20 protein-coding genes and 1 tRNA gene are annotated in these 22050 nt (G+C 70.4%); 11 read left to right on the plus strand and 10 right to left on the minus strand.

Going from position 1 to position 22050, the window contains the following annotated elements:
- Positions 1 to 182: 182 nt before the first annotated feature.
- Positions 183 to 983, minus strand: coding sequence for a ScbR family autoregulator-binding transcription factor (locus P2L57_RS33620; RefSeq protein ID WP_275821117.1), 801 nt, complete (start codon positions 981 to 983; stop codon positions 183 to 185).
- Between the two features lie 138 nt (positions 984 to 1121).
- On the opposite strand from P2L57_RS33620, the gene P2L57_RS33625 reads away from it, so the two are divergent.
- The 4 genes from P2L57_RS33625 to P2L57_RS33640 all read left to right on the plus strand — a co-directional run bounded on the left by P2L57_RS33625 (position 1122) and on the right by P2L57_RS33640 (position 5009).
- A complete protein-coding gene (locus P2L57_RS33625; RefSeq protein WP_275821119.1) occupies positions 1122 to 2117 on the plus strand; it encodes a ScbA/BarX family gamma-butyrolactone biosynthesis protein in 996 nt (331 codons plus the stop codon).
- 121 nt (positions 2118 to 2238) lie between these two features.
- Positions 2239 to 3180: an NAD-dependent epimerase/dehydratase family protein gene (locus tag P2L57_RS33630; RefSeq protein ID WP_275821121.1), complete on the plus strand. Its 942-nt coding sequence runs from the start codon at positions 2239 to 2241 to the stop codon at positions 3178 to 3180.
- A gap of 303 nt (positions 3181 to 3483) precedes the next feature.
- Entirely contained in the window at positions 3484 to 4221 is a 738-nt protein-coding gene (locus tag P2L57_RS33635; RefSeq protein WP_275821123.1) for a phosphotransferase, read from the plus strand.
- A 224-nt stretch (positions 4222 to 4445) separates the two neighbouring features.
- A complete protein-coding gene (locus tag P2L57_RS33640) occupies positions 4446 to 5009 on the plus strand; it encodes a hypothetical protein (protein ID WP_275821125.1) in 564 nt (187 codons plus the stop codon).
- A 159-nt stretch (positions 5010 to 5168) separates the two neighbouring features.
- On the opposite strand, the gene P2L57_RS40435 is transcribed toward P2L57_RS33640, so the two are convergent.
- Positions 5169 to 6203, minus strand: a complete 1035-nt coding sequence (locus P2L57_RS40435; RefSeq protein ID WP_308292543.1) for a helix-turn-helix domain-containing protein — start codon at positions 6201 to 6203, stop codon at positions 5169 to 5171.
- Here P2L57_RS40435 and P2L57_RS40440 point away from each other — a divergent pair.
- Both P2L57_RS40440 and P2L57_RS33655 read left to right on the plus strand, forming a co-directional pair.
- On the plus strand, positions 6162 to 6530 hold the full coding sequence (locus P2L57_RS40440; RefSeq protein WP_308292544.1) for a site-specific integrase: 369 nt from the start codon (positions 6162 to 6164) through the stop codon (positions 6528 to 6530). The two genes, P2L57_RS40435 and P2L57_RS40440, sit on opposite strands and share 42 nt — an antisense overlap.
- Complete coding sequence (locus P2L57_RS33655; protein WP_275821131.1) at positions 6530 to 8350, plus strand: hypothetical protein; 1821 nt, start codon at positions 6530 to 6532, stop codon at positions 8348 to 8350. The genes P2L57_RS40440 and P2L57_RS33655 overlap by 1 nt, the downstream gene beginning before the upstream one ends.
- 236 nt (positions 8351 to 8586) lie before the next feature.
- On the opposite strand, the gene P2L57_RS33660 is transcribed toward P2L57_RS33655, so the two are convergent.
- The 7 genes from P2L57_RS33660 to galU all read right to left on the minus strand — a co-directional run bounded on the left by P2L57_RS33660 (position 8587) and on the right by galU (position 13960).
- Positions 8587 to 8660 (minus strand) — tRNA-Ala (locus tag P2L57_RS33660).
- A 90-nt stretch (positions 8661 to 8750) separates the two neighbouring features.
- Complete coding sequence (gene sepX / locus P2L57_RS33665; RefSeq protein ID WP_275821133.1) at positions 8751 to 9785, minus strand: divisome protein SepX/GlpR; 1035 nt, start codon at positions 9783 to 9785, stop codon at positions 8751 to 8753.
- Positions 9786 to 9936: 151 nt separating this feature from the next.
- Positions 9937 to 10497 carry a GNAT family N-acetyltransferase gene (locus P2L57_RS33670; RefSeq protein ID WP_372516037.1) on the minus strand — a complete coding sequence of 187 codons (561 nt, stop codon included), beginning with the start codon at positions 10495 to 10497 and terminating at the stop codon, positions 9937 to 9939.
- Between the two features lie 56 nt (positions 10498 to 10553).
- Positions 10554 to 11093, minus strand: a complete 540-nt coding sequence (locus P2L57_RS33675; RefSeq protein WP_275821137.1) for a MogA/MoaB family molybdenum cofactor biosynthesis protein — start codon at positions 11091 to 11093, stop codon at positions 10554 to 10556.
- Complete coding sequence (gene moaC, locus P2L57_RS33680) at positions 11090 to 11635, minus strand: cyclic pyranopterin monophosphate synthase MoaC (protein ID WP_275821139.1); 546 nt, start codon at positions 11633 to 11635, stop codon at positions 11090 to 11092. The genes P2L57_RS33675 and moaC overlap by 4 nt, the downstream gene beginning before the upstream one ends.
- Before the next feature lie 76 nt (positions 11636 to 11711).
- On the minus strand, positions 11712 to 12980 hold the full coding sequence (gene glp / locus P2L57_RS33685; RefSeq protein ID WP_275821209.1) for a molybdotransferase-like divisome protein Glp: 1269 nt from the start codon (positions 12978 to 12980) through the stop codon (positions 11712 to 11714).
- 71 nt (positions 12981 to 13051) lie between these two features.
- Positions 13052 to 13960, minus strand: a complete 909-nt coding sequence (galU, locus tag P2L57_RS33690) for a UTP--glucose-1-phosphate uridylyltransferase GalU (RefSeq protein WP_275821141.1) — start codon at positions 13958 to 13960, stop codon at positions 13052 to 13054.
- 80 nt (positions 13961 to 14040) lie between these two features.
- On the opposite strand from galU, the gene P2L57_RS33695 reads away from it, so the two are divergent.
- The gene (locus P2L57_RS33695) at positions 14041 to 14640 is read left to right on the plus strand and encodes a 5-formyltetrahydrofolate cyclo-ligase (RefSeq protein ID WP_275821143.1); all 600 of its coding nucleotides are present in this window, start codon (positions 14041 to 14043) and stop codon (positions 14638 to 14640) included.
- Here P2L57_RS33695 and P2L57_RS33700 read toward each other — a convergent pair.
- Positions 14637 to 17351, minus strand: a complete 2715-nt coding sequence (locus P2L57_RS33700) for a penicillin acylase family protein (RefSeq protein ID WP_275821145.1) — start codon at positions 17349 to 17351, stop codon at positions 14637 to 14639. The two genes, P2L57_RS33695 and P2L57_RS33700, sit on opposite strands and share 4 nt — an antisense overlap.
- Positions 17352 to 17560: 209 nt before the next feature.
- Here P2L57_RS33700 and P2L57_RS33705 point away from each other — a divergent pair, with 209 nt between their 5' ends.
- The 4 genes from P2L57_RS33705 to P2L57_RS33720 all read left to right on the plus strand — a co-directional run bounded on the left by P2L57_RS33705 (position 17561) and on the right by P2L57_RS33720 (position 22049).
- Positions 17561 to 19156, plus strand: a complete 1596-nt coding sequence (locus P2L57_RS33705; protein ID WP_425574835.1) for a potassium/proton antiporter — start codon at positions 17561 to 17563, stop codon at positions 19154 to 19156.
- 304 nt (positions 19157 to 19460) lie between these two features.
- Positions 19461 to 20633, plus strand: a complete 1173-nt coding sequence (locus tag P2L57_RS33710; RefSeq protein WP_275821213.1) for an MFS transporter — start codon at positions 19461 to 19463, stop codon at positions 20631 to 20633.
- Between the two features lie 164 nt (positions 20634 to 20797).
- Positions 20798 to 21106: an FmdB family zinc ribbon protein gene (locus P2L57_RS33715; protein ID WP_275821147.1), complete on the plus strand. Its 309-nt coding sequence runs from the start codon at positions 20798 to 20800 to the stop codon at positions 21104 to 21106.
- Between the two features lie 94 nt (positions 21107 to 21200).
- Entirely contained in the window at positions 21201 to 22049 is an 849-nt protein-coding gene (locus tag P2L57_RS33720; RefSeq protein ID WP_275821149.1) for an S-methyl-5'-thioadenosine phosphorylase, read from the plus strand.
- The last annotated feature ends 1 nt before the right edge of the window (position 22050 follow it).

A 22050-nucleotide genomic window follows, 5' to 3' on the forward strand; every position in this document is an offset into this window, starting at 1 on the left:
CCCGGCCCGGGACGGCCGCCCGGTTCGAAGAACAGACACCGCGCCAAGCGCCACGACGTCGGCAAGACCGTCAAACGCGCCGAGACCATCAAGGAACACCAAGCCCGCCGAGGATAAACGTCAAGCTGAGAGCAGGTACGTCAACCGGCGGGGGGCGACGTTGGCCGAATGACGACCTGCGGTCAGAGCTGAGGCAGCGCCTCGGTCAGCGAAGTCCGCAGCTCGTCACCGATCGAGCGGCTGCCGGGGGCCCGGCCCGGTACGCCGCCGGCGGCGAGTCCCCCGGAGCCTCCCGCCGGGTCGGCCGCAGCGCCCGGCTCCGGCCGCGGATCGGCCTTCTCCACGATCGTTTCCGCAGCCGGGGGCCCGATGGTGATGACCCGCTGCGGGTCCACGACCAGATGCGGCAGCAGTCCCGGAATCGCCAGCGCGGGCAGCAGGTACTTCCACAGTGCGGCCACCCTGAGCGGCAGGTCCCGCCGCTGCCCGTAGACCTGGGACAGCAGTTGGATACCGGTGAACGCGCCGATGATGAGCTGCGACACCTCTTCGGGGTCGACGCTGACCAGCAGTTCGCCGCGCTGCTGCGCCTGCCGCAGCAGATCGAGGATGACATCGGCCGCGCCCTGGTACGGGGCGACGTTGGGGTTCTTGTAGGAGGCCTGCTCGACGCTGAGCCGCACCCCCGCGCGCAGGACGACATCGACGCGAAGCCGGTGTGCGAACGCCATCGCCAGATCGATGGTGGCCTGCAACTTCACTTCGTTCTCCGGCGGCACCAGCGCCTCGGACTGAGCGTCCACCACGGCATCGGCGATGGCTTCCTTGGAAGGGAAGTGGAAGTACAGCGCACCCCTGGTCAGCCCGCTCCTGGCGAGGATCTCGGTAGTGCTGGCTCCCTCGTAGCCATACTCGTCGAAAACCGCGGCGGCCGCCTCCAGGATCGTGCGCCGGGTCTTCACCGCCCGCGCCTGCTGCGCCATTTCATCTCCTGAGCCCTTTGAAAACCAAACCGGCTTGTCTGTACCTTATCCGGAGCGTCCGTCGCCGATCCGTGAGAGCAGCGGCGGATCAGCGGCCGCGCCATTTGTCCACTGCCCTCGCAGAGACAGGTATCTTCCATGCAGTCGTCGAGTGTCACCGCACCGCGCATACCGCTTTCCCGTTCGGCTGTCACACTCGCCACTCCCCCGCAATCACCCCCGGCACACGAAATAGCCAAGCTCACCACGACCGTGCCGCGGCAGTACGTGCATCGGGCGGCCATAAGTGAAGTCTTCCTCACCGGCTGGGAAACCGGCGATCCTGACGGATTCATTGTGCGGGGCCAGTGGCCGCGTGGCCATGCGGTCTTCGCCCCGCGGTTCGGCCAGCAGGATCCGCTGTTGATCGCGGAAACGATTCGCCAGGGTGGCACGCTCCTTGCCCACACCGAGTACGGCGTTCCGCTCGGCCATCACTTCCTCATGTCGGACCTGGCGTACACCTCCGTGCGCGACGCCCTCACCGCGGAGCCGGTGCCGAGTGAGGTCGAGTTGCACATCACCTGCCATGACATCACACGGCGCGGCAAGCAGGTGGTCTCGATGCTGTACCGGGTCCATGTCTGGGTCGGTCAGATCCGGGTCGCCGTCGCCAGCGCGGCCTACAAGACCCTGTCCCCGTCCGTCTACCGGCGCATACGTGGCGACCGGCCGTTCACCAGCGACATCACCCCGCCGCCCGCCATCGACCCCGCCCTGGTGGGCCGCAGGGATCCGCGCGACGTCGTACTGGCCGACGCGGCGGCCGGTCCCGGCGACCCGGCACACAGCTGGCTGCTCAGGGCGGACACATCACATCCGCTCTTCTTCGACCACCCGGTCGACCACGTACCGGGAATGCTGCTTCTGGAGGCAGCACGGCAGGCCGCGCAGGCGGCAATGCACCCGGTGCCGGTCCAAGCACTCGGAATGGCCAGCAGTTTCGCCCACTACGCAGAATTCGACACGCCATGCCGGATCGACGCAGAGGTCGGACAACGCGGTGCGGACGGGAACACCCCGGTCCAGATCACCGGAACTCAGAGCGACCAGACCGTCTTCACCTGCACGGTCACCACCCGTCCACTGGACTGAATTCAGCCAACCTCGGCACAGGGGTTGACAACCGCAAAGTCCAGGAAAAGGGAATTCCGCCCGGTCGAGCCCGGCCGGAATCGACGGAACTTCCAGGCCCAGACAGGGAGATCGGGGAACCATGCCCGGCACCATCATGATCACCGGCGCCACCGGCTTTATCGGCGGCCGGGTCGTCCAGCATGCCGCCCGGCTTCTCCCCGACCGGGGGTTGCGCCTGATGACCCACCGAAAGGCGCTGCTCCCGCCCGCCTCCCCGCTTGTCGAAACGGTCCCCGGCGATCTGGCGGATCCGCTGTCGCTACGCGGCGTGTGCGCGGGCGTCGACGTGCTGGTGCACTGCGCTTCGCAGATCGGCGGCCCCACCGAGATCTGCCAGGCCGTCAACGCCCTTGGCACCGAGGCGCTTACCGCCGAGGCTCGCAGAGCGGGGGTGCGCCGGATCGTCTACGTCAGCACCGCGGCCGTGTACGGGCGCGGCCCGTTCCGCGGCGACCGGCCCGAGGACCTCGCCGTGGCTCCGGCTTCGGCCACCTCGCGCAGCCGCGCCGCCGCCGAGGAGGCGGTCCTCGCGGCGGACGGCATCGTCCTGCGCCCGCACATGGTGTACGGCGCGGGAGACCGCTGGGTGGCCCCCCGGCTGCGGAGCCTGATGGTCGCCCTCGGCAGCACCGTCGACGGCTGGCGCTCCCAGCTCTCCCTGATCGACGTGGACGACCTGGCCCAGGCCGTGCTCGCCACCGCCCTTGCCCCCCGCGAGGACCTCACGGCGTCCGTCTACCACGCCAGCCACCCGCACCCGGTCCGCGTCGCGGATCTGCTCCGCGCACTCAGCGACGTCTACGGCCTCCCCTGGCCCACCGCCGACCGCCGCTACGGAGACGCCCGCGCGCATCTGCTGGCCCAGGGCAGGACCACCCACGACCTCGACATGGTCGCCGTCGACCACTGGTTCAGCAGCGCCCCCCTGTGGCACGCCCTGCGCCGCGCACCGGGCCCCGGCTTCCCCAACCGCTTCCCGCCACATGCCAGTTGGTACCGGGAGTCAGCCCCCGCCGCCTGACGCGCGGCGCCCACGAAGCCGCAGGAACCGGCCAGCAGCCCACCCGCGAAAGGTGATTGACGGCTGCCCCCGGCCGAATCCAGGCCACGAAAAATCCCGCCCGATCAGAGCGATCGGACGGGATCCCGTGAACTACTCCCGGGCGAACCCGAGAACAGTTCTTTGTTGTGGGGCGTTCTTGAGTGGGTCTGACCTGGGGCAAAGAAGAACCTTGGAGATCGTTTCCCACCTGCCGGGTGATCGTTTCCCAGCAGGGCGGCGGGACTGTGTATGACCGGTGGTCTGTCCTGGCAGGGTGGCGACATGCACGAGTCATCTCTGCCCGGTGGCTTCATCAATCAGGTTGTCCGTGTCGGTGCGACCGTCCGCCGCCCTGCGTCGCCGCGTGCCCCCTTCGTCCGTGAACTATTGAAGTTCTTCGAACAGTGTGGTTGGGCCGGAGCACCGCGGTTCCTCGGCTTGGACGAGGAGGGACGCGAGGTCTTCAACTACATCGATGGGTACGTGGCCTGGAGGGCTGACCAACGGCTCGAAGCGTGTTCGGACGACAATCTGGTTCGTGTGGCGCGACTTGTCCGCGAGTTCCATGACCTGTCATGTGGGTCGTCGCTGGCTGGACCGCGCGAGGTCGTCTGCCACAACGATCTGTCGCCGAAGAACACCGTCTATGCCACCGATGGCGTCGGATGGCAGCCGTTGGCCTTCATCGACTGGGACCTTGCGGCCCCGGGTGACCGTATCCACGATGTCGCTCATGTGTGCTGGCAGTATCTGGATCTTGGCCCGCGTGTGACAGACCTGTCGGATGCCGCGCGACGGACCCGGTTGATCTGCGATGCCTACGGCCTGGTCGAGCGGGAGCGGATCGTGGACACGATCTTGTGGTGGCAGGACCGTTGTTGGCGAGGTATCGAGACAGCCGCCGCCAGCGGCGAGCTGGCCATGATCCGTCTGCGTGACCAGGGCGCGGTCGATGAGGTCCGCGCGGCGTATCGCTGGGTGTCAGCCCATCGCCCCAGCCTGGAAGTCGCCCTGCGGTAGCCCTTCCTCGGGGCGTTCACGAGTGGGGTTGACCTGCACTTTCGCTGGACTAGAAGTAGAGCCTGAAGGCGGCAGCTGGCTGCCTGCTCCTGAGTCTGGGTGCTGTTGTCTGGCACGTGTTCCTGAACTGCCAGACAGGGTTGGCCATTTGACTGTCTGGTGCGGCTGGCTTTCCCTACGATGTCTGGCGTTGGGCCGACATGCTGGCGGTTCGGGGAGGGCTCATGATGTCCGGTGAGGCGGCTGCAGCCGAGGGGCTGCGCACGGCTGTGGACTTCTACGCCGACAAGGCCGCACGGCTGCAGCAGCAGCGGTCAGAGCTGGAGAAACAACTGGCTCAGGTGGATGCCGAGTTGTCCAAGGCCGCTGCCACCCGTGACCATCTGACGGCCGCCTTGGAAGAGATCACGACCGGTGCGGAAGCCGGACCTGATGCCCCTGGCAACCAGCCCGATAACGCGAACGCCAACGCGGAGGAACCGGTTGCAGATGAGAGCGGGACGGCGGGGCCTGCTGGAACTCGGCTGCCGTCGGCTGCCGCGCCGCGGAACCGGCAGCTGGGACAGCAGGTGCTGCATGTGCTGGCCACTGCGGGGCGACCGTTGCGGGTGAAGGAGATTACGGAAGCCATCGGAAGGCCCGTTTCCGGAAAGCAGGGGTCGGCGGCGATCGAGACGACCCGGAAGACCTGCAAGCGGCATGTCACACAGGGCAAAGCTGTCGAACCCGAGCCCGGGGTGTTCGTGATCGCCGCCGCCGACGGTCGGCACGTGAAGGGAGCCGCCTAACGGCAGGGACCTTTTGAGGTGTTCCCTCCCCCGAACGGGGGAGGGAACCGGCTCCGTTGAGGTGGCACCCTCTTGCGAAGCCATGACGTGGACCCCTTGGTAGTGGCTCACGCTGCTCTCGAGGCTAGAGCAACCGTGCTCGCCTCGGGGGCGCGTGGCCTATTTTGTCGTCTCCCGCGCCGGTGAGGCTTGGGGACGGAAGGGCCTTTTTCCATGCGTACGAGGCATTCCTCCGTTGGCGGGGTACAGAGGCACAGCAAGGAAGTGCTCGAGGCGGGCGACGGTGGCGACATCGGGCCAGCACTGTCCGGCGAGGAGATCGGCGATGGCCTGCCGGTTGACGCCGGACCCGGTGGCAGCCTGCCGCAGGCTCCGTCCCTGCTCTTGAAGGGCCGCGGCGAGGGCGCGGGCAATGTCCTGGATGACGGCGGCGGCCTCGTCGCCGATGATTCCGTCGGGCCAGGTTTCCGGATCGCGGGCAAGCTCGCGCGGCGGCCTCCTGCGGGCAAAACCTCCCACCATGTCGATGCACTCCTTTCCGTGAAGATCGGCTTCGACCCCTTCACTGGCTGCTTGACCAGCCGCTGGGATTGGTCCGTGACGTTGAGTCCGGAGGTCTCCCGCCGCATCCGCGACTACCGTCCCCGCCTTCCCCCAGAGCGGTGGACGGCGGTCGCGGACCAGGTGCGGGCGACGGTGGCGGCAGCTGCACCGGCCACCCGCTACGAGGCGACACGCCTGCTGCACGCCGTGGGGCGCCTCGCGGTCTGGGCGGACGGGCGCGGGCTGCCGCGGGATCCGGGGGTGTGGATGCGGAGCGAGACGATCGATGCGTTCGTGCTGTCCGGTTGCACGGGAGAGGACGGCTCCGTGCAGACCTACCGGTGCCGGCTGCGAAGAGTGCGGGAGGCGCTGGTGTGGGTGGAGCGCGGCGAGGCACCGCCCGTCCGGCTGTCCTCCCCTCGCAACCCCCAACCCCCCTATGAAGACAGGGAGTTGTCCCGCCTGCGGGCCTGGGCGGGGCATCTGCCGGGCCGGGCCCGGCTGGACGGGCTGGCGCTGATGGCGCTCGGGGCCGGATGCGGCCTGGCCCCCGGCGAAGTCGCCCGAGTGAGGGGCAGCCACATCCGCATCACCCCGTCGGGTGTCGCCGTGCTGGACGAGATCATGCTTGGGCGGCTGGTGGCCTGCCATGCCGGGTGGGAGGCGGTGCTGGCGGAGCTGAGTGAGGCCGCCGGGGCGGGCTTTGTGTTCCGGCCCGGCCGGAAGACGGCCGCAGCGAAGAACCTCATCTCCTCCTGGCCGGCTCGCCACCGGCCGCACGCCGGTCTTCCGCCGCTGTCGGCCCGTCGGCTGCGGTCGACGTGGATCGTGCGGCTGCTGGCCGAGGGCATCAGCCCGGTCGTGATCGCGTCCGCTGCGGGGATGACCTCCCCGGCCGGCCTGGCCCCCTACCACCGTTGGGTCCCTCCACTACCGGGAGGAGAGGTGGTCCGGCTGCTGCGTGGGCACCGCCGGTGATGGCCCGGCCCGCGGCCGATCAGGCGGCCGCGCTGCTGCTGCGGCCCCAACTGCGCCCGGGCAGACTGACGGATATTCCCGACTCCAAAGTCGGGCAGCTGCTGGCGATCCTGGACCGCTCTGGTCTGCCCCAGCAACTGGAGGAGATACTCAAGGGCCGCCCCGGACCGCCCGGAGTGCGGCCACGCACGGTACTGGCCGGGCTGATGCTGGCCGCCTATTACACCAACCGGGCCACCATCGCCGACGCATGGCGGATCCTGCACTTCCGCCTGCAGCCCGCGGCTCGCGCCTGGCTGAACATTCCCCAGGACCGCCCTGCCACTGCCCGCGAGCGCATCGCGGCCAGCCGCCGTCTCTACCGGGGGATGAACCGCATCACCACCGCGTTGGACCCGGCCCGCTGTGACCGGCGCCGCCGACTGCCCCAAGCGGACGCCGACGCCTTCGCGGCGCTCTGGGAAGAGCCCACCGGACGCCAGGCCAGGGCCCGCCTGCAGCAGATGGCCAACCAGCTCGTTCTCGTTCCGGTCCAACTCGCCAAGCAACGTGGGTACTTGCACCGCTGGCGCGGTGATGTGGGCGTGGACACGACCTCCATCCCGGTCCTGGCCGACCCTGACAGCGAACGCTCCGGCACCGCCTCGGTCGAGATCACCGCAGGCTGGCACTTCAGTGGCGGGGCCGACGAAGGCATCTTCGGCTACAGCGCCACCCTCCTGGTCGCTGCCCACGCCCGCCGGCACAGTAACGAGGAGAAGCCGAAGCAGCCGACGCCCTATCCACAACTGTGTCTCGGCCTGGTGCTGGACACCCCCGGCTTCCGAACCGGCCCCAACGCGATCACCGTGCTGACCCAACTCGCCGAACTCCAAACACCCGTGGGTACCTGCGCAGCCGACCGCGCATACACGGGGTGCGCCCCGGCAAACTTCCAGATCCCCATCCGCCGTCTCGGCTACCAGCTGGCCCTGGACTACAAGGTCGAAGACCGCGGCATCCAGGGCAGTTGGAAGGGCGCGTTGCTGGTCGACGGCTCTCTGGCCTGCCCCCACATGCCCATCGCCCTGGCCACCGCCACCCGGGACGCGGACGACAAAACCGTACGCCTGCGCAGCGATGAGTTGAAGGAAGCGATCGCGCAACGGCAGCCCCACTTCCTGAAGCTCAAGGAAGGCGCCGACGCCCGCGGCACCGTCCGCCTGCAGTGTCCGGCCACCGGGCCGTCGCCATCGGTGAACTGCGCCCGCCGGGACCGACTCCGCCCCAACCGGCCGCGCCATGGCGGACCGCCCCCAACCGTTATCACACTGGCCGATGCCCGGGCCCGCGCCAGCCATCCCGCCGCACGGCCCACGGTCCAACTGCCAGACACCGAATGGGCCGACCCACCACCCAAGGACGAACTGCCCGAGGTCTGCGGAAAATCCGCCATCAGCGTCCCCGCCGACGCCGCCGGTGACCTCAAGACCGCGAAATTCCGGCAGGACACCCACTACCTCGGAGCCGCCTGGGACCGCACCTACAAGCCCATCCGCTCCCACAACGAGGGCATCAACGGCCGCCTCAAGAACGGCAATATCGACATCGGGAACCCGAAACACCGGCCCGCCCCCGGCCAGGTCACCCAGACCCTCCTGATCGCCATCATGGTCACCATCGGGAACCTGGACATCCTGGAGACCTGGCTCGACCAACGCACGGGAGCCCCGCTCCGCGACAACGCGTTTGACGCCGATGCCGAGTTCGAGTCCGTACCAAGCCCAACAAAGGACGACCCGCCGGAAACCACCGGCCGACCACCGCCAGTCACCGAGTAGCCGGACCGAACCACAGCCACACAGCAACGAACTCAGCCCCGGGCTCCCGGGGCCGGTCACCATGCCCGCACGACACGAAAACGGCAGCCCCGCGCGCATCCAGCCCCAACACGCCGCCATCGCCGCCCCGAACAGGCATCGAACGGACCCCAGAAACAACGAAATCCCGTCCGATCGAAACGATCAGACGGGATTTCGTGAACCCTTCTTGAGCTAACTCAAGAACGGCCCTGTTGTGGACCTGAGGGGATTCGAACCCCTGACCCCCTCGATGCGAACGAGGTGCGCTACCGGACTGCGCCACAGGCCCTTGCAACGAGGAAAACTTTAGCATCCCCCCGCGGGTGCTCGCGCCCGCCCCTGGTTCCGCTGAGGTGGGGGGCGGGCGCGGACGTGCTGGTCACTCGTTGGCGGCGCGGGGGCGGTCCAGGCCGGTGTGGTCCCCAGGGGCGCCGGGGGCGTACTGGTCGAAGAGCGGGGTGCGATCGCGGTCGCGGGGACGGCGGGGTTGGGGGCGCGGGTGGTCGGGGTCGGCTGCGGTGCCGGAGCGGGCGGAGCTCCAGGTGTCAGGGGCGCCGAGGTCGACGCTGCCGGTGCTGCGGGGGGCGACCGGGGCCGTGACGTACGTCGGCAGCGGCACCGGGACCGGCTCCCATCCGTCGTCGGCGGTGGCCTGGTCGTGCTGCTGGTCGACCCACTCGGCGTGGTCCGTCTGCTCGACCAGCGCACGGCGGTCGGCGGTACACGGTGAAGGCTCCGGGGCGGCGGGCTCCGAAGCCGCCGCCCCCGCCGACTCAAGGCGGGGCCGCTCGCGCGGGCGCTCCCTCAGCCGTCGGGCCGCCTCGGCCGCGCGTCGCTGGTCCATGGTGAACTCGAACCGGCGGCGCTCCGCCCTGCGCAGGTGCGCGATGTAGAGCGTGAGCAGTACTCCGGGCGCTGCCGGGGCCCACAGGTACTCGAGACCGCCCACGGCGGCGCCGATCGCGCCCGCCGTGAACGCCAGGAAGAGAACGATGGTGGTGCGACGGCGACGGGCCAGGACCTTGGCCCGGCCGTTCGACGCCAGCCGTGCCCGCTGGGCCGACGCGGCCTGCTGCGGCTCGGCGTGCCCGGGGTGTCCGCCGCGCTCAGCGGTGAGCTCGACCGGTTGCACCTCGGTGGCGGGTAGCGCCAGGGACCGCACGTCCACCGGCCGGTCGGCCGTATCGGGTGCGGGTTCCGGGGCGGGGCCCTCGGCCCTGGGATCGCCGCCCTCGCGTGCCTTGGCGTACCGGCGCTCCATGCCCGCGCGTCCGGACAGCAGCCGGATGGCGGTGCTGAAGCGTTCCGTCGGACGCGCCTCGTTCAGCTCGTCCTGCCTACGGAGCCACATCGGCACCAAGTAGGCAGCCCAGGCCCCGACAATGGCTGCGTAGATGAGGCCGCTGCTGCTCACGCCCAACACGGTAGGGGCCCCAGCGACGACCCAACAGCAATTCGGCGCGGTGTGTCGCACGATCTGGCTGATATGCCGAACTTTTTTTGTGATTGTTGGGTTGGTTCAGCGACGAATACGGTCATTCAGCGGCCAATTTCGAACAGGTATTTTATTTGTGAGGTGCTCCGGGACGCGCCCGGTGCCAGCGGACCAACATGCCCTCGGGCACCTCATCGGCGGTGAGCGCGTAGACCAGATGGTCGCGCCACGCCCCGTCGATGTGCAGATAACGCGGCCGCAGGCCTTCTTCCCGGAAGCCGAGCTTTTCCACCACTCGGCGGCTCGGCCCGTTCTCCGGGCGGATGCACACCTCGATGCGGTGCAACCCCACGGAGCGGAAACAGTGGTCGACGGCGAGCGCGACGGCGGTTGGAATGACACCGCGCCCGGCCACCGCCTCATCCACCCAGTAGCCGATGTGCGCCGAGCACATCGACCCCCAGGTGATGCCCGCGATCGTCAACTGCCCGACCAGGCGCCCCTGGTACTCGACGACGAACGGCAGCATCCGCCCGGCGTGCGCCTCCGAACGCAGATGGCGCACCATCTGCCGGTACGTGGGCCGGTGGGCGATATGACCGGGCGGCGCGGGCGGCATGGTGGCCTCCCAGGGGCGCAGCCAGTCGCGGTTGCGGCGGTTGACCTCACGCCAGGCGCGCTGGTCGCGCATCCTTATCGGGCGGAGCGTCACATCGCCGTCCACCAGTTCGGTGACCCAGGGTCCGTTCAGCTCGGTCTCCGGTCGGTACGGGGGTGGTCGCCGCCGCGGATCTGGTCGACGGCGTGGGCCAGGAGCGGAGCGAGGACGGCCAGGCCGTCGCGTACGCCGCCCGTCGACCCGGGCAGGTTCACCACCAGAGTGCCTCCCGCGACACCGGCCAGGCCACGCGAGAGCACCGCGGTGGGGACCTTCTCGCGCCCCGCCGCTCGGATCGCCTCCGCGATACCGGGGATCTCGTACTCGATGACCCGGCGGGTGACCTCGGGCGTGCGGTCGGTGGGTGACAGGCCGGTGCCGCCGGTGGTGACGACCACGTCGTACGAGGCGGCGACCGCCGCGCGCAGCGCCTGCTCGACCGGATCGCCGTCCGGCACCACCCGCGGTCCGTCCACCTCGAACCCGAGGTCCGTCAGGGCGGCGACGATCAACGGCCCGCCGCGGTCCTCGTAGACCCCGGCGGAAGCACGGTTGGAGGCGGTCACGGCGAGCGCACGGAAGGGCTGCCGCCCCGCCGCCCCGCCGGAAGGGCCCTCGTGGCCGCTCACGACGGGTCCTCGTTGCGGGCGGAATCCCCGGCCGGGTTCCCGGCCGAGTCCGACGGGCGGGACCAGTCGCCGGACTTGCCGCCCGTCTTGGTCTCCACCCTCACATCGGTGATGACCGCGGCCTTGTCCACGGCCTTGACCATGTCGACGACGGTGAGCGCGGCGACGCTCACCGCGGTCAGCGCCTCCATCTCGACGCCCGTGCGGTCGGTGGTCTTCACCGTGGCCGAGATCTCGACCGCGTCGTCCGCTACCGCGAGATCGACCCGCACGCCCGAGACGGCGAGCGGATGGCACAGCGGGATCAGCTCCGGCGTGCGCTTGGCGCCCATGATCCCGGCGATCCGGGCGGTGGCCAGGGCGTCGCCCTTCGGCACGCCCGCACCGCGCAGCAGTTCCACGACACGGGCGGAGACCAGCACCCGCCCGGTCGCCCGGGCGCTGCGCGCGGTCACGTCCTTGCCGCTCACGTCGACCATGCGGGCCGCACCGGCCTCGTCGAGGTGCGTCAGGTGACCTTGGTGGTCAGGGGGGCTGCTCATGGTTCTCCCGGTCCAGTGCTCTGCCGGTCCAGTCCTACTGCCTAGTGGCAGCAACCGTACCGGCAGGCTCCGGCGGTCAACCGAGCAGGATCACGTCCACGTCCGCGCCCTGCGCGATCCGCGTGCTGTCCTCGGCCACCACGATCAGCGCGTTGGCGTGGGCGAGCGCCTTGACCAGGTGCGAGCCGGATCCGCCGACCGGGGTCACCGTGCCGTTCTCGTACCAGCCGCGCAGGAACTGCCGTCTGCCCTTGGGCGATCCGGTGATCGCCGCGGCACAGCGCGCGGTGACCGTCTCACGGCGCACCGGCTCAAGGCCCATCAGCGCGCGGATGACCGGCCGTACGAACAGCTCGAAGGAGACGTACGAACTCACCGGGTTCCCGGGCAGGGCGAGCAGCGGGGTGCGGTCCTCGCCGATCAGGCCGAAGCCCTGCGGTTTGCCGGGCTGCATGGCGAGTTTGCGGAACTCCACGTGCTGCTCGCCCGCCAGCTCCGACAGGGTCTCCTTGACCACGTCGTACGCGCCGACGCTCACACCGCCGCTGGTGACGATGATGTCCGCGCGGACCAGCTGGTCCTCGATGGTGGCGCGGAGCGTCTCGGCGTCGTCCGCGACCGCGCCGACCCGGTAGGCGATGGCACCCGCCTCCCGCGCGGCGGCGGCCAGCGCGTAGCTGTTGGAGTCGTGGATGCGGCCCGGTCCCAACTCCTCGCCGGGCGCGACGAGTTCACTGCCCGTGGACAGCACGACGACCCGCGGACGCGGTCTGACCTTCACCTGGCCCCGTCCGATCGCGGCCAGCAGCGCGATCTGCGGCGGCCCGAGCCGGGTGCCGGCGGCGAGGGCGAGTTCGCCCGCCGGGACATCGCTGCCCCGGGCGCGGACATGGGCACCGGGTTCGACCGGCCGGTAGATCCGCACCTCGCCACTGGCGCCCGCCGGGTGCGCGCTGTGCGCCCGCATGGTGCTGGCCGGGCCCGCACCGAGACCCGCGTCGGTCCACTCGACCGGGACGACGGCCTGCGCACCCGGCGGCAGCGGCGCGCCGGTCATGATGCGCGCGGCCTGCCCGGGACCGACCGAGGGCAGCTCGGCGTCGCCCGCCGCCACATCGCCGATCACCTTCAGGACCGCCGCGGCGTCCTCGCCGGCGTCCGCGACATCGGCCACCCGGACCGCGTAGCCGTCCATCGAGCTGTTGTCGAACGGCGGCAGCGCCACCGGGACCGTGACGTCCTCGACCAGTACGCACCCCTGGGCGTCGAGGAGTTGCAGCTCGATGGGTTCCAGCGGGGTCAGCTGCCGCAGGATGTCGTCAAGGTGGTCGTCCACCGACCACAGACGGTCCGCCCCGCCCCCGTCCGCCGGCCCCCGCCCGGAAGCGGGGTGCTCGGCGGACCTCTCCGGACTGCTCACGTTTGCATTTCCTCCGTGACGTAATGGCGAAGCCAGGCCCGGAACTCCGGCCCCAGGTCATCACGTTCGCATGCCAGTCGCACGATCGCCCGAAGATAGTCGCCGCGGTCGCCGGTGTCGTAGCGCCGCCCGGAGAACAGCACGCCGTGCACCGGGCCGCCCGGCGTCCCGTCCAGGGCGAGTTCGCGCAGCGCGTCGGTGAGCTGGATCTCGCCCGCGCGCCCGGGCGGGGTCTGCTTGAGCACCTCGAAGACGGTCGCGTCGAGGACGTACCGGCCGATGACGGCGTACGAGGAGGGCGCCTCGGCAGTGGTCGGCTTCTCCACCAGGTCGGTGACCCGGACCACGCCCTCCTCGTCGAGGGGTTTGACCGCGGCGCAGCCGTAGAGGTGGATCTGGGCCGGGTCGACCTCCATGAGCGCGACCACGCTGCCGCCGAACCGCTCCTGGACCTCGATCATGCGGGTCAGCAGGGGATCGCGCGGGTCGATCAGGTCGTCACCGAGGAGCACGGCGAAGGGCTGCCGCGCCACATGCGGCTCGGCGCACAGGACGGCGTGGCCGAGGCCCTTGGGATCGCCCTGGCGCACATAGTGCATGGTGGCCAGATCGCTGGACTCCTGGACCTTGGCCAGCCGGGATTCGTCGCCCTTGCGCCTGAGGGCCTCCTCAAGCTCGTAATTGCGGTCGAAATGGTCCTCCAGCGGCCGCTTGTTGCGGCCGGTGACCATCAGCACGTCCGAGAGCCCGGCGGCCACGGCCTCTTCGACGACGTACTGGATCGCGGGCTTGTCCACGACCGGCAGCATCTCCTTGGGCGTGGCCTTGGTCGCCGGCAGGAACCGGGTGCCGAGCCCCGCCGCGGGGATGACAGCCTTGCTGATCCGAGCGCGTGCGTGAGTCATGTTCCGCACGATAACCGCTATGCGTGACATAGAAATGTGATCCGCGTGTGAATCGCGGACAGTGATCTCCAGGGGATGCAATGACCGGTACCGGGCGGGACGGCGGCGGCAAGGGCACACTGCGCGCCGAGCTGCTGCGCGCACGCCGCGCCATGACCGTCCAGGAGCGGTCGGCGGCGGCCCGCGCGCTTGCCGAGCGGGCGCTTGAGCTACCGGAGTTGGCGGCGGCGGGCACGGTCGCCGCCTATGTGTCGGTGGGCGGCGAGCCCGGCACCCGCGAGCTGCTCGACGTCCTGCGCGGGCGCGGCGTCCGGGTGCTGCTGCCGGTGCTGCGACCGGACAACGATCTCGACTGGGCCGTTTACGAGGGCCCGGACTCGCTGGTCCGGGCCGGGCGCGGCCTGCTGGAGCCGGACGGCCCCCGTCTGGGGCGCGACGCGGTGCTGGCCGCGGACACCGTGCTGCTCCCGGGCCTGGCGGTGGACGTGGACGGGGTGCGGCTGGGCCGCGGCGGCGGGTCGTACGACCGGGTGCTGGCCCGGCTGGCGCGGGCCGGAGCGTACCCGGCGCTGGTGGTGCTGCTCTACGCGGCCGAGGTGGTCGCCCGGGTCCCGAGGGAACCGCACGACCACCCCGTGCACGCGGTGATCACTCCGGACGGCGTCCGGCGCTTCGGCTAGGGCGTGAGGGTCAGCTTGTCCTTGGTCGACTTGTCGACCGCCCCGCTGGTGTAGGACCAGGGCAGCAGCTGTCCGTTGACCCACGTGTTCGTCTGGTCCGAGTAGTGCGCGCTGTAGGCGTGGCCCGAGGCGCCGGTGAGGTTTATCCACCGGGACTTGTCGAAGTCGTAGAGGTTGACGATCATCCGCATCGCCGGGACCCAGACCACGTCATAACCGGCGGCCGCGTTCCAGCCGCTGGCGTCGACCGCCGCCGCGCCGCCGCTGAGCTGCCACGGACCGCGGTTGAGCAGCCACTTGAGCAGGGCGGGGCTGTCGCCGCTGCCCAGCGTCTGGTTGCGCAGCTCCATCTTGTGCAGCCGGCCCCAGCTCCAGGTGTCGATGTCCTTGCCGAGCTTGGAGGTCAGCTCGAAGCGGGCGTCCTTCATCGCCTGGGCGAGCAGCTGGTCGCGGTTGGTGGCCGGCTTGCTGCTGGTGGTGGAGACGTTCCACCAGGAGTTGTTGGCGTCCGGGAGGATCTTGCGGACCACCTCGAACCACCGGTCGCCGCCGTCCGGCTGCGCCTGCGACGGGTCGCGCTGACCGCATTCGGTGACCAGCTGCCTACCGCCGCCCAGGTTGTTGGCCGGGGCCGACTGATCGACCGGGGCCACCCGCAGGCACTGGCCCTTGGGCCGCAGTTCCTTGGGCAGCTTGTTGCCGAAGGCGAGCTTGAGGGTGTTGCGCCACACCGCGTTGAAGTACGCGGCGGCGGCCGAGTCGGAGTCCTGGCTGAAGTCCCAGCCCTCCAGCAGCTGCTGGGCCTGGCGGACGTACGGGTCCGAGATGTTGATCTTCAGCAGGTACGGCACCATCAGCTTGGCGATCTCGCTGCTGTTGTCCATCTGCATGGACTGCATGTCGTCCATGGAGATCTTGCCGCCGCCCGCCAGTTTGGACTGGATCAGGTCGTTGATGCGCTGGCTGCGGGTGCCGTAGCCCCAGTCGCCGGTGATCAGGTACGGGTAGCCCTTGCCGGTGACGGCCTGGTTGGCGGTGACGATGTAGCCGCGCTTGGGGTCGTACTCCCACGGCATGGCGGACTGCGGGATGTATCCGGTCCAGCGGGCGGCGGGGTCCCAGCCGGGGGCGGGATAGCGGCCGTCGAAGCCCTTGTTCCGGATCGGGATCTGGCCGGGCGCCTGGTAGCCGATATGGCCCTTGGTGTCGGCGTAGATCAGGTTCTGCGACGGCACGGCGAAGTCCCGCGCGGCTGCCCGGAACTGGTTGAAGTCGGCCGCCCGGTCGAGCTCGAAGACCGCGTCCATGGTCTTGCCGGGGGTGAGCGCGGTCCAGCGCAGGGCGACCCCGTAGCCGCCGCGCCGGTCCGGCGCCGGATCGCTGACCGGTGCCTGCTGGCCGACGGTGGCCATCTCGTCGCTGACGTCGGAGACGAGCGGCATCCCGTCGTTGGTCTCCCGCACGGTGATCGTGCGGCTGCTGCCGCCCGCGACCTTGAGGGTCTCCTGGCGGGTGGTGAACTGGACCTGCCTGCCGTCGTACAGGTAGCTGTCGCCGGTGACCTTCTCCAGGTACAGATCGGTCACGTCGGCGCCCAGGTTGGTCATGCCCCAGGCGATGTTCTGGTTGTGTCCGATGACCACGCCGGGCATTCCGGCAAAGGTGTAGCCGGTGACGTCGTACGGGCATCCGGCGCTCACCGTGCGGCAGTGCAGGCCCATCTGGTAGTACAGCGACGGGAGTTGCGGCGCGAGGTGCGGGTCGTTGGCGAGCAGCGGCTTGCCGGTGGTCGTGTACCTGCCGGAGACCACCCAGGAGTTGGAGCCGATGCCGTTGCCCGGCGGTCCGAGCAGGGCGGGCAGGTTGTCCACGGTGTGGGCGAGCGAGGCGAGTTGGCCGGTCGCGTAGTTGGTTCCGGGCGTCGAGGGGGTGGAGGTGCCGCCCTCGGGCACGAAGTCCTTGCCGCCTCCTGTGACGGTACCGCCGTCGACGATGGGCTGGTTGCGGCCGTACGGGTACTCCGGGTAGAGCTGCTCGATCTGCGCCGCGGTGAGGCGGCTGGTCATCAGGGCGCGGTCGATCTCGTTCTGCATGTTGCCGCGCAGGTCCCAGGCCATCGCCTTGAGCCAGGCGACCGAGTCGACCGGGGTCCACGCCTCGGGCTTGTAGTCGCTGGTGATGTCCAGCGCCGCGTACTCCACCGACAGGGCGGCGCCGTGGTGGCCGGACAGATAGGCGTTGACGCCGTCCGTGTAGGCCTGCAGGTTCGCCTTGGTGGAGGCGGACAGCTGGGTGTCCCACTCCTGCTGGGCGACCCGCCGCCAGCCGAGGGTGCGGATGAACGCGTCGTTGTCCACCTGGCTGGAGCCGAACATCTCGGCGAGGCGGCCCGCGGTCAGATGGCGGCGCACGTCCATCTCGTAGAAGCGGTCCTGCGCTTGTACGTATCCCTGGGCGCGGAAGAGGTCCGCGGTGGAGTCCGCGTAGACCTGCGGGACGCCCTGGGCGTCCCGGTCCACCTGGACCGGCCCGGACAGCCCCTTGAGCTGGAGCGTCCCGGTGGTCTGCGGGTAGGAGGCACGGATCGTACTGACGGTCCAGTACGACCCGTAGCCGATGCCCGACACGAGGAGCAGTACGACGACGATCACGAGGAGTCGTGCGCGGCGGCCCTTCTTCTTCGCGGGGGGGCCGGACGTGTTGGCGGGCATCGCTGTCCTTCGCGGGGCAGGGTGGACCGGAGTGCTGGCAGCAACCATATGGGGAGAGGGCGTCCGCCAGGCAGGGGGACCCCGGAATGCCAAGTGCAGGTAAAATGTTAGAGAGGGAAACGAACTCCCGTTCCGGCTGGTCCTTTTGCGACCCCGTCGGCCGGGGGTCCGGGGTACCCGACGCCAGTCGCTGATGTCACGGTCCCGGAATTCCCGAGTACGGCCCGCCCCCTTATCGGAAGGACCGCGCCCTGTCTGTCGAGCACCTCAACGAAGTCCTGCTGGTCTCCGCCCTCGTCCTGCTCGTCGCAGTGGCGGCGGTACGAGTGTCGTCCCGCAGCGGGCTGCCGACCCTGCTGATCTACCTGGGCATCGGCGTCGCCATCGGCCAGGACGGCTTCGGAGTCCAGTTCAACGACGCCGCGCTCACCCAGGTGTTGGGGTACGCGGCGCTGGTGGTGATCCTCGCCGAGGGCGGCCTTGGCACCAAGTGGCACGAGATCAAGCCCGCGGTGCCGGCGGCGGCCGCGCTGTCCACGGCGGGCGTCGCGGTGAGCGTGGCCGTCACGGCCGCCGCCGCGCATTACCTGGTGGGCCTGGACTGGCGGCAGGCGCTGATCATCGGCGCGGTGGTGTCCTCGACCGACGCCGCGGCGGTCTTCTCCGTGCTGCGCAAGGTCCCGCTGCCGTCCCGGCTGAACGGCATCCTGGAGGCGGAGTCCGGCTTCAACGACGCGCCCGTGGTCATACTCGTCGTCGCCTTCTCCACCGCCGGACCGGTGGAGCACTGGTACGTACTGCTCGGCAAGATCGCGCTGGAGCTGGCGATCGGCGCGGCCGTCGGCATCGCCATAGGGAAGCTGGGCGCACTCGCCCTACGGCATGTGGCGCTGCCCGCCTCCGGTCTGTACCCGATAGCGGTGATGGCGCTCGCGGTGCTGGCGTACGCGGGCGGCGCCCTCGCGCACGGCAGCGGCTTCCTCGCGGTCTACCTGGCCGCCCTGGTGCTGGGCAACGCGGCACTGCCGCACCGGCCCGCGACCCGCGGGTTCGCCGAGGGGGTCGCCTGGCTGGCGCAGATCGGGATGTTCGTGCTGCTCGGACTGCTGGTCAACCCGCACGAGCTCGGCCCCGACATCCTGCCCGCGGTGCTCATCGGGGCGGTGCTGACGCTGATAGCCAGGCCGGCGTCGGTGCTGTTGACGCTGACGCCGTTCCGCATGCCCTGGCGTGAGCAGGCGCTGCTGTCCTGGGCGGGGCTGCGCGGCGCCGTACCGATCGTGCTGGCGACCATTCCGATGGTGCACCAAGTCGCCGAGAGCCACCGGGTGTTCAACATCGTCTTCGTGCTGGTGATCGTCTTCACCCTGGTGCAGGGGCCCACCCTGCCGTGGGTCGCCCGGCGGCTGCGGCTCGGCACCCCGGAGGCCGCCGCGGACCTGGGCATCGAATCGGCGCCGTTGGAGCGGCTGCGCGGCCATCTGCTGTCGGTGTCCATACCGGAGCGGTCACGGATGCACGGCGTGGAGGTGTCGGAGCTGCGGCTGCCCTCCGGCGCCGCTGTCACCCTGGTCGTACGGGACGGCAAGAGCTTCGTCCCGGACCCCGCGACGGTACTGCGGCGCGGCGACGAGTTGCTGGTGGTGGCCACCGATCCGGTACGGGACGCGGCCGAGCGGCGGCTGCGCGCGGTCGGCCGGGGCGGCAAGCTCGCGGGCTGGCTGGAGGGCCACGCACCGGCCGTGCACCGGCCGCACTGGGGACGGCCCGGCCACGTGGAACACAGGTCCGATTCGTACCGCTAACATGGTGATGTTGTAAATCCCCAACTCTGCCTGACGCAGAGCTGGCGCGACCGCACGGCGGCCGCGGTCCCCCTGCCACCCAGCACGGCGCGGACCGCTGGTATCTACCGCGGCCCTGCGCGAGAGGACAGCTCTCGGCGCATCGCGTGGCAATCCCAGCGGTGCGCTACCAGGCGGCAGAAAGGCCCAGGCCGTGGCACCCACGGTCACCGAAGACCGCGCCCCCGCGGACGCCGGACCCAAGGCGGGTCCCGGAACAACCACAGAGCCGACCGCCCCGGGCGGACGTCCCGGATACAAGCAGCTGCTGCGCACGCCTGACGCGTGGACGTTCCTGCTGCCCGGCTTCGCCGCCCGGCAGCCCTTCGCGATGCTGACCATCGGCATCGTGCTGCTCGTGCAGCACACCACCGGCTCCTACGGCAGCGCCGGCGTGGTCTCCGCCGTCACCGGCGTGTCCATGGCGCTGTTCGCCCCGCAGAGCGGCAAGCTGGCCGACCGCTTCGGCCAGGGCGCCGTACTGCTGCCAGGCGTCCTGGTGCACACCGCCGCCATCGCCGCGCTGACCACGCTCGCACTGGCCCACGCGCCGCTGTGGGCGCTGCTGGCCGCCGCCGTGCCCGCGGGCGCCTCGGTGCCGCAGGTCGGGCCGATGGTGCGGTCCCGGTGGGCGGCCAAGCTGAACGGGTCGCCGCTGATGCCGACGGCCGCCGCCTTCGAGTCGGTGACCGACGAGTTCACCTTCGTGGTCGGCCCGGTGCTGGCCACCGCGCTGTGCACCTCGGTGCACCCGGCGGCCGGTCTGATCGCCGAGGCGGCGCTGACGCTGGTCGGCGGTCTGCTGTTCGCCGCACAGCGGCGCACCGCACCGGTACCGAGCCGCGCGGCCGGGAGCGGTGCGCAGCGGCACGCCTCCGCGCTGACCATCCCGGGTGTACGGGTGCTGGCGATGGTGTTCCTCGGCATCGGCTCGGTCTTCGGCGGAATGCAGGTCTCCATGACCGCCTTCACCCAGGCGATCGGCCAGCCCGGCATCAACGGCCTGCTGTACGGGACGTTCGCCGCCGGGAACATGCTGGCGGGCATCGTGTGCGGGGCCGTCGCCTGGAAGTCCACCCCGCAGCGGCGGCTGCTGCTCGCGTACCCGCTGCTCGCGCTGGCCTGCTCCACGCTGTGGGCGGTGCACGCGGTGCCGCTGCTGGGCGCGCTGGGGCTGCTGGTCGGCCTGTGCATCGCGCCCTCGCTGATCACCGGCTACACCCTGGTCGAGTCGCTGGTCCCGGCGGCCGCCAGGACCGAGGCGTTCACCTGGCTGACCGGCGCGGTGGCGCTCGGCCAGGCGGCCGCGGCGACGGCGGCCGGACAGCTGGCCGACCGCTTCGGCGCGAGCGCCGGTTTCCTGGTGCCACTGGGCGGCACGGCGCTGGCGCTCGCCGTTCTGGTGACGCTGCGCCGGCACCTGTCCGCTGGCCGTTAGGGCGGTCAGGCAACAGCCGCGACCACCACGACCCGGGTGGTCACCATCCGCCGGACCGGCACCGCGTGCCGGATGTGACATGACTCGCGGTGGACTGAAGCGGCGGAATACTGCACTATGGAGCGTCGTTAGCACTCATTGAGTGAGAGTGCCAGGAGGAGTAAGTGCCGACCTACCAGTACCAGTGCACCGAGTGCGGCGAGCCCCTAGAGGCGGTGCAGAAGTTCAGCGACGAGGCGCTCACCGAGTGCCCGAGCTGCCAAGGCAGGCTGCGCAAGGTGTTCTCCGCGGTCGGCGTCGTCTTCAAGGGCTCCGGCTTCTACCGGACGGACAGCCGCGGCGCGTCGTCCAGCAGCAGCAGCCCGGCGAAGGCGCCCTCGTCGGCCGGCTCGGAGTCCAAGTCGTCCAGTGGCTCGGAGTCGAAGTCGTCGACCACCACGGCGACCGCCTCCAGCAGCACCCCCGCCGCCTGACCGAACAGGTCGCACGCCTTACGTCTTGCGTACGGACCCCGCCGAAGTGTTTCGGCGGGGTCCTCGGCATGTTCGTCCCGGCTAGGGTGACGGCATGACGCAGACCAGTAGCGGCCAGGCGGAGATAGGTGTCATCGGCGGGTCCGGTTTCTATGCCTTTCTTGACGACGTGACGGAAGTCACGGTCGACACTCCCTATGGGCCGCCGAGCGACTCCCTGTTCCTCGGTGAGGTGGCCGGCCGCACGGTCGCCTTCCTGCCGCGGCACGGCCGCAAACACCATCTGCCGCCGCACCGGATCAACTACCGCGCCAATCTGTGGGCACTGCGCTCGCTCGGCGTCACACAGGTGCTCGGCCCCTGCGCGGTGGGCGGCCTGCGCGAGGAGTACGGGCCCGGCACCCTGCTGATCCCCGACCAGGTCGTGGACCGCACCAAGGCGCGGACCCAGACGTACTACGACGGCGAGGCGCTCCCCAACGGGCAGGTCCCCAACGTGGTGCACGTCGCGTTCGCCGACCCGTACTGCCCGGTGGGGCGGCGGACGGCGGTGCGGGCCGCGCGGTCGAGCGGCTGGGAGGCGGTGGACGGCGGCGCGCTGGTGGTGATCGAGGGGCCGCGGTTCTCCACCCGCGCCGAGTCGCTGTGGCACGCGGCGCAGGGCTGGTCGGTGGTCGGCATGACCGGGCACCCGGAAGCGATCCTGGCGCGTGAACTGGGCCTGTGCTACACGTCGTTGACGCTGGTGACGGACCTGGACGCGGGCGCGGAGCATGGCGACGGCGTCTCCCAGGAAGAGGTCTTCAAGGTCTTCGCGGACAATGTCGCGCGGCTGCGGAACGTACTGTTCGATGTCGTCGGGGAGTTGCCGCGGGCGAGTGAGCGCGACTGTCTGTGCGCCCACGCGTTGGACGGCCTGGACACCGGGCTGGACCCGGCGTAGC

Origin of the sequence: Streptantibioticus ferralitis, from assembly GCF_029223525.1 — a bacterium.
Lineage (GTDB): Bacteria > Actinomycetota > Actinomycetes > Streptomycetales > Streptomycetaceae > Streptantibioticus_A > Streptantibioticus_A ferralitis.

Bases quoted from the DNA above. Each gene is read 5' to 3' on its own strand.
- P2L57_RS40435 (WP_308292543.1), bottom strand. From the start codon at position 6,203: ATGGCAGGCCACCAGCCGCCCAAGCATGATCTCGTCCAGCACGGCGAC.
- galU (WP_275821141.1), bottom strand. From the start codon at position 13,960: ATGACTCACGCACGCGCTCGGATCAGCAAGGCTGTCATCCCCGCGGCG.
- P2L57_RS33620 (WP_275821117.1), bottom strand. From the start codon at position 983: ATGGCGCAGCAGGCGCGGGCGGTGAAGACCCGGCGCACGATCCTGGAG.
- P2L57_RS33640 (WP_275821125.1), top strand. From the start codon at position 4,446: ATGATGTCCGGTGAGGCGGCTGCAGCCGAGGGGCTGCGCACGGCTGTG.
- P2L57_RS33625 (WP_275821119.1), top strand. From the start codon at position 1,122: ATGCAGTCGTCGAGTGTCACCGCACCGCGCATACCGCTTTCCCGTTCG.
- P2L57_RS33720 (WP_275821149.1), top strand. From the start codon at position 21,201: ATGACGCAGACCAGTAGCGGCCAGGCGGAGATAGGTGTCATCGGCGGG.
- P2L57_RS33635 (WP_275821123.1), top strand. From the start codon at position 3,484: ATGCACGAGTCATCTCTGCCCGGTGGCTTCATCAATCAGGTTGTCCGT.
- P2L57_RS33670 (WP_372516037.1), bottom strand. From the start codon at position 10,497: ATGCGCGACCAGCGCGCCTGGCGTGAGGTCAACCGCCGCAACCGCGAC.
- P2L57_RS33695 (WP_275821143.1), top strand. From the start codon at position 14,041: ATGACCGGTACCGGGCGGGACGGCGGCGGCAAGGGCACACTGCGCGCC.
- moaC (WP_275821139.1), bottom strand. From the start codon at position 11,635: ATGAGCAGCCCCCCTGACCACCAAGGTCACCTGACGCACCTCGACGAG.
- P2L57_RS33655 (WP_275821131.1), top strand. From the start codon at position 6,530: ATGGCCCGGCCCGCGGCCGATCAGGCGGCCGCGCTGCTGCTGCGGCCC.
- P2L57_RS33630 (WP_275821121.1), top strand. From the start codon at position 2,239: ATGCCCGGCACCATCATGATCACCGGCGCCACCGGCTTTATCGGCGGC.
- P2L57_RS33700 (WP_275821145.1), bottom strand. From the start codon at position 17,351: ATGCCCGCCAACACGTCCGGCCCCCCCGCGAAGAAGAAGGGCCGCCGC.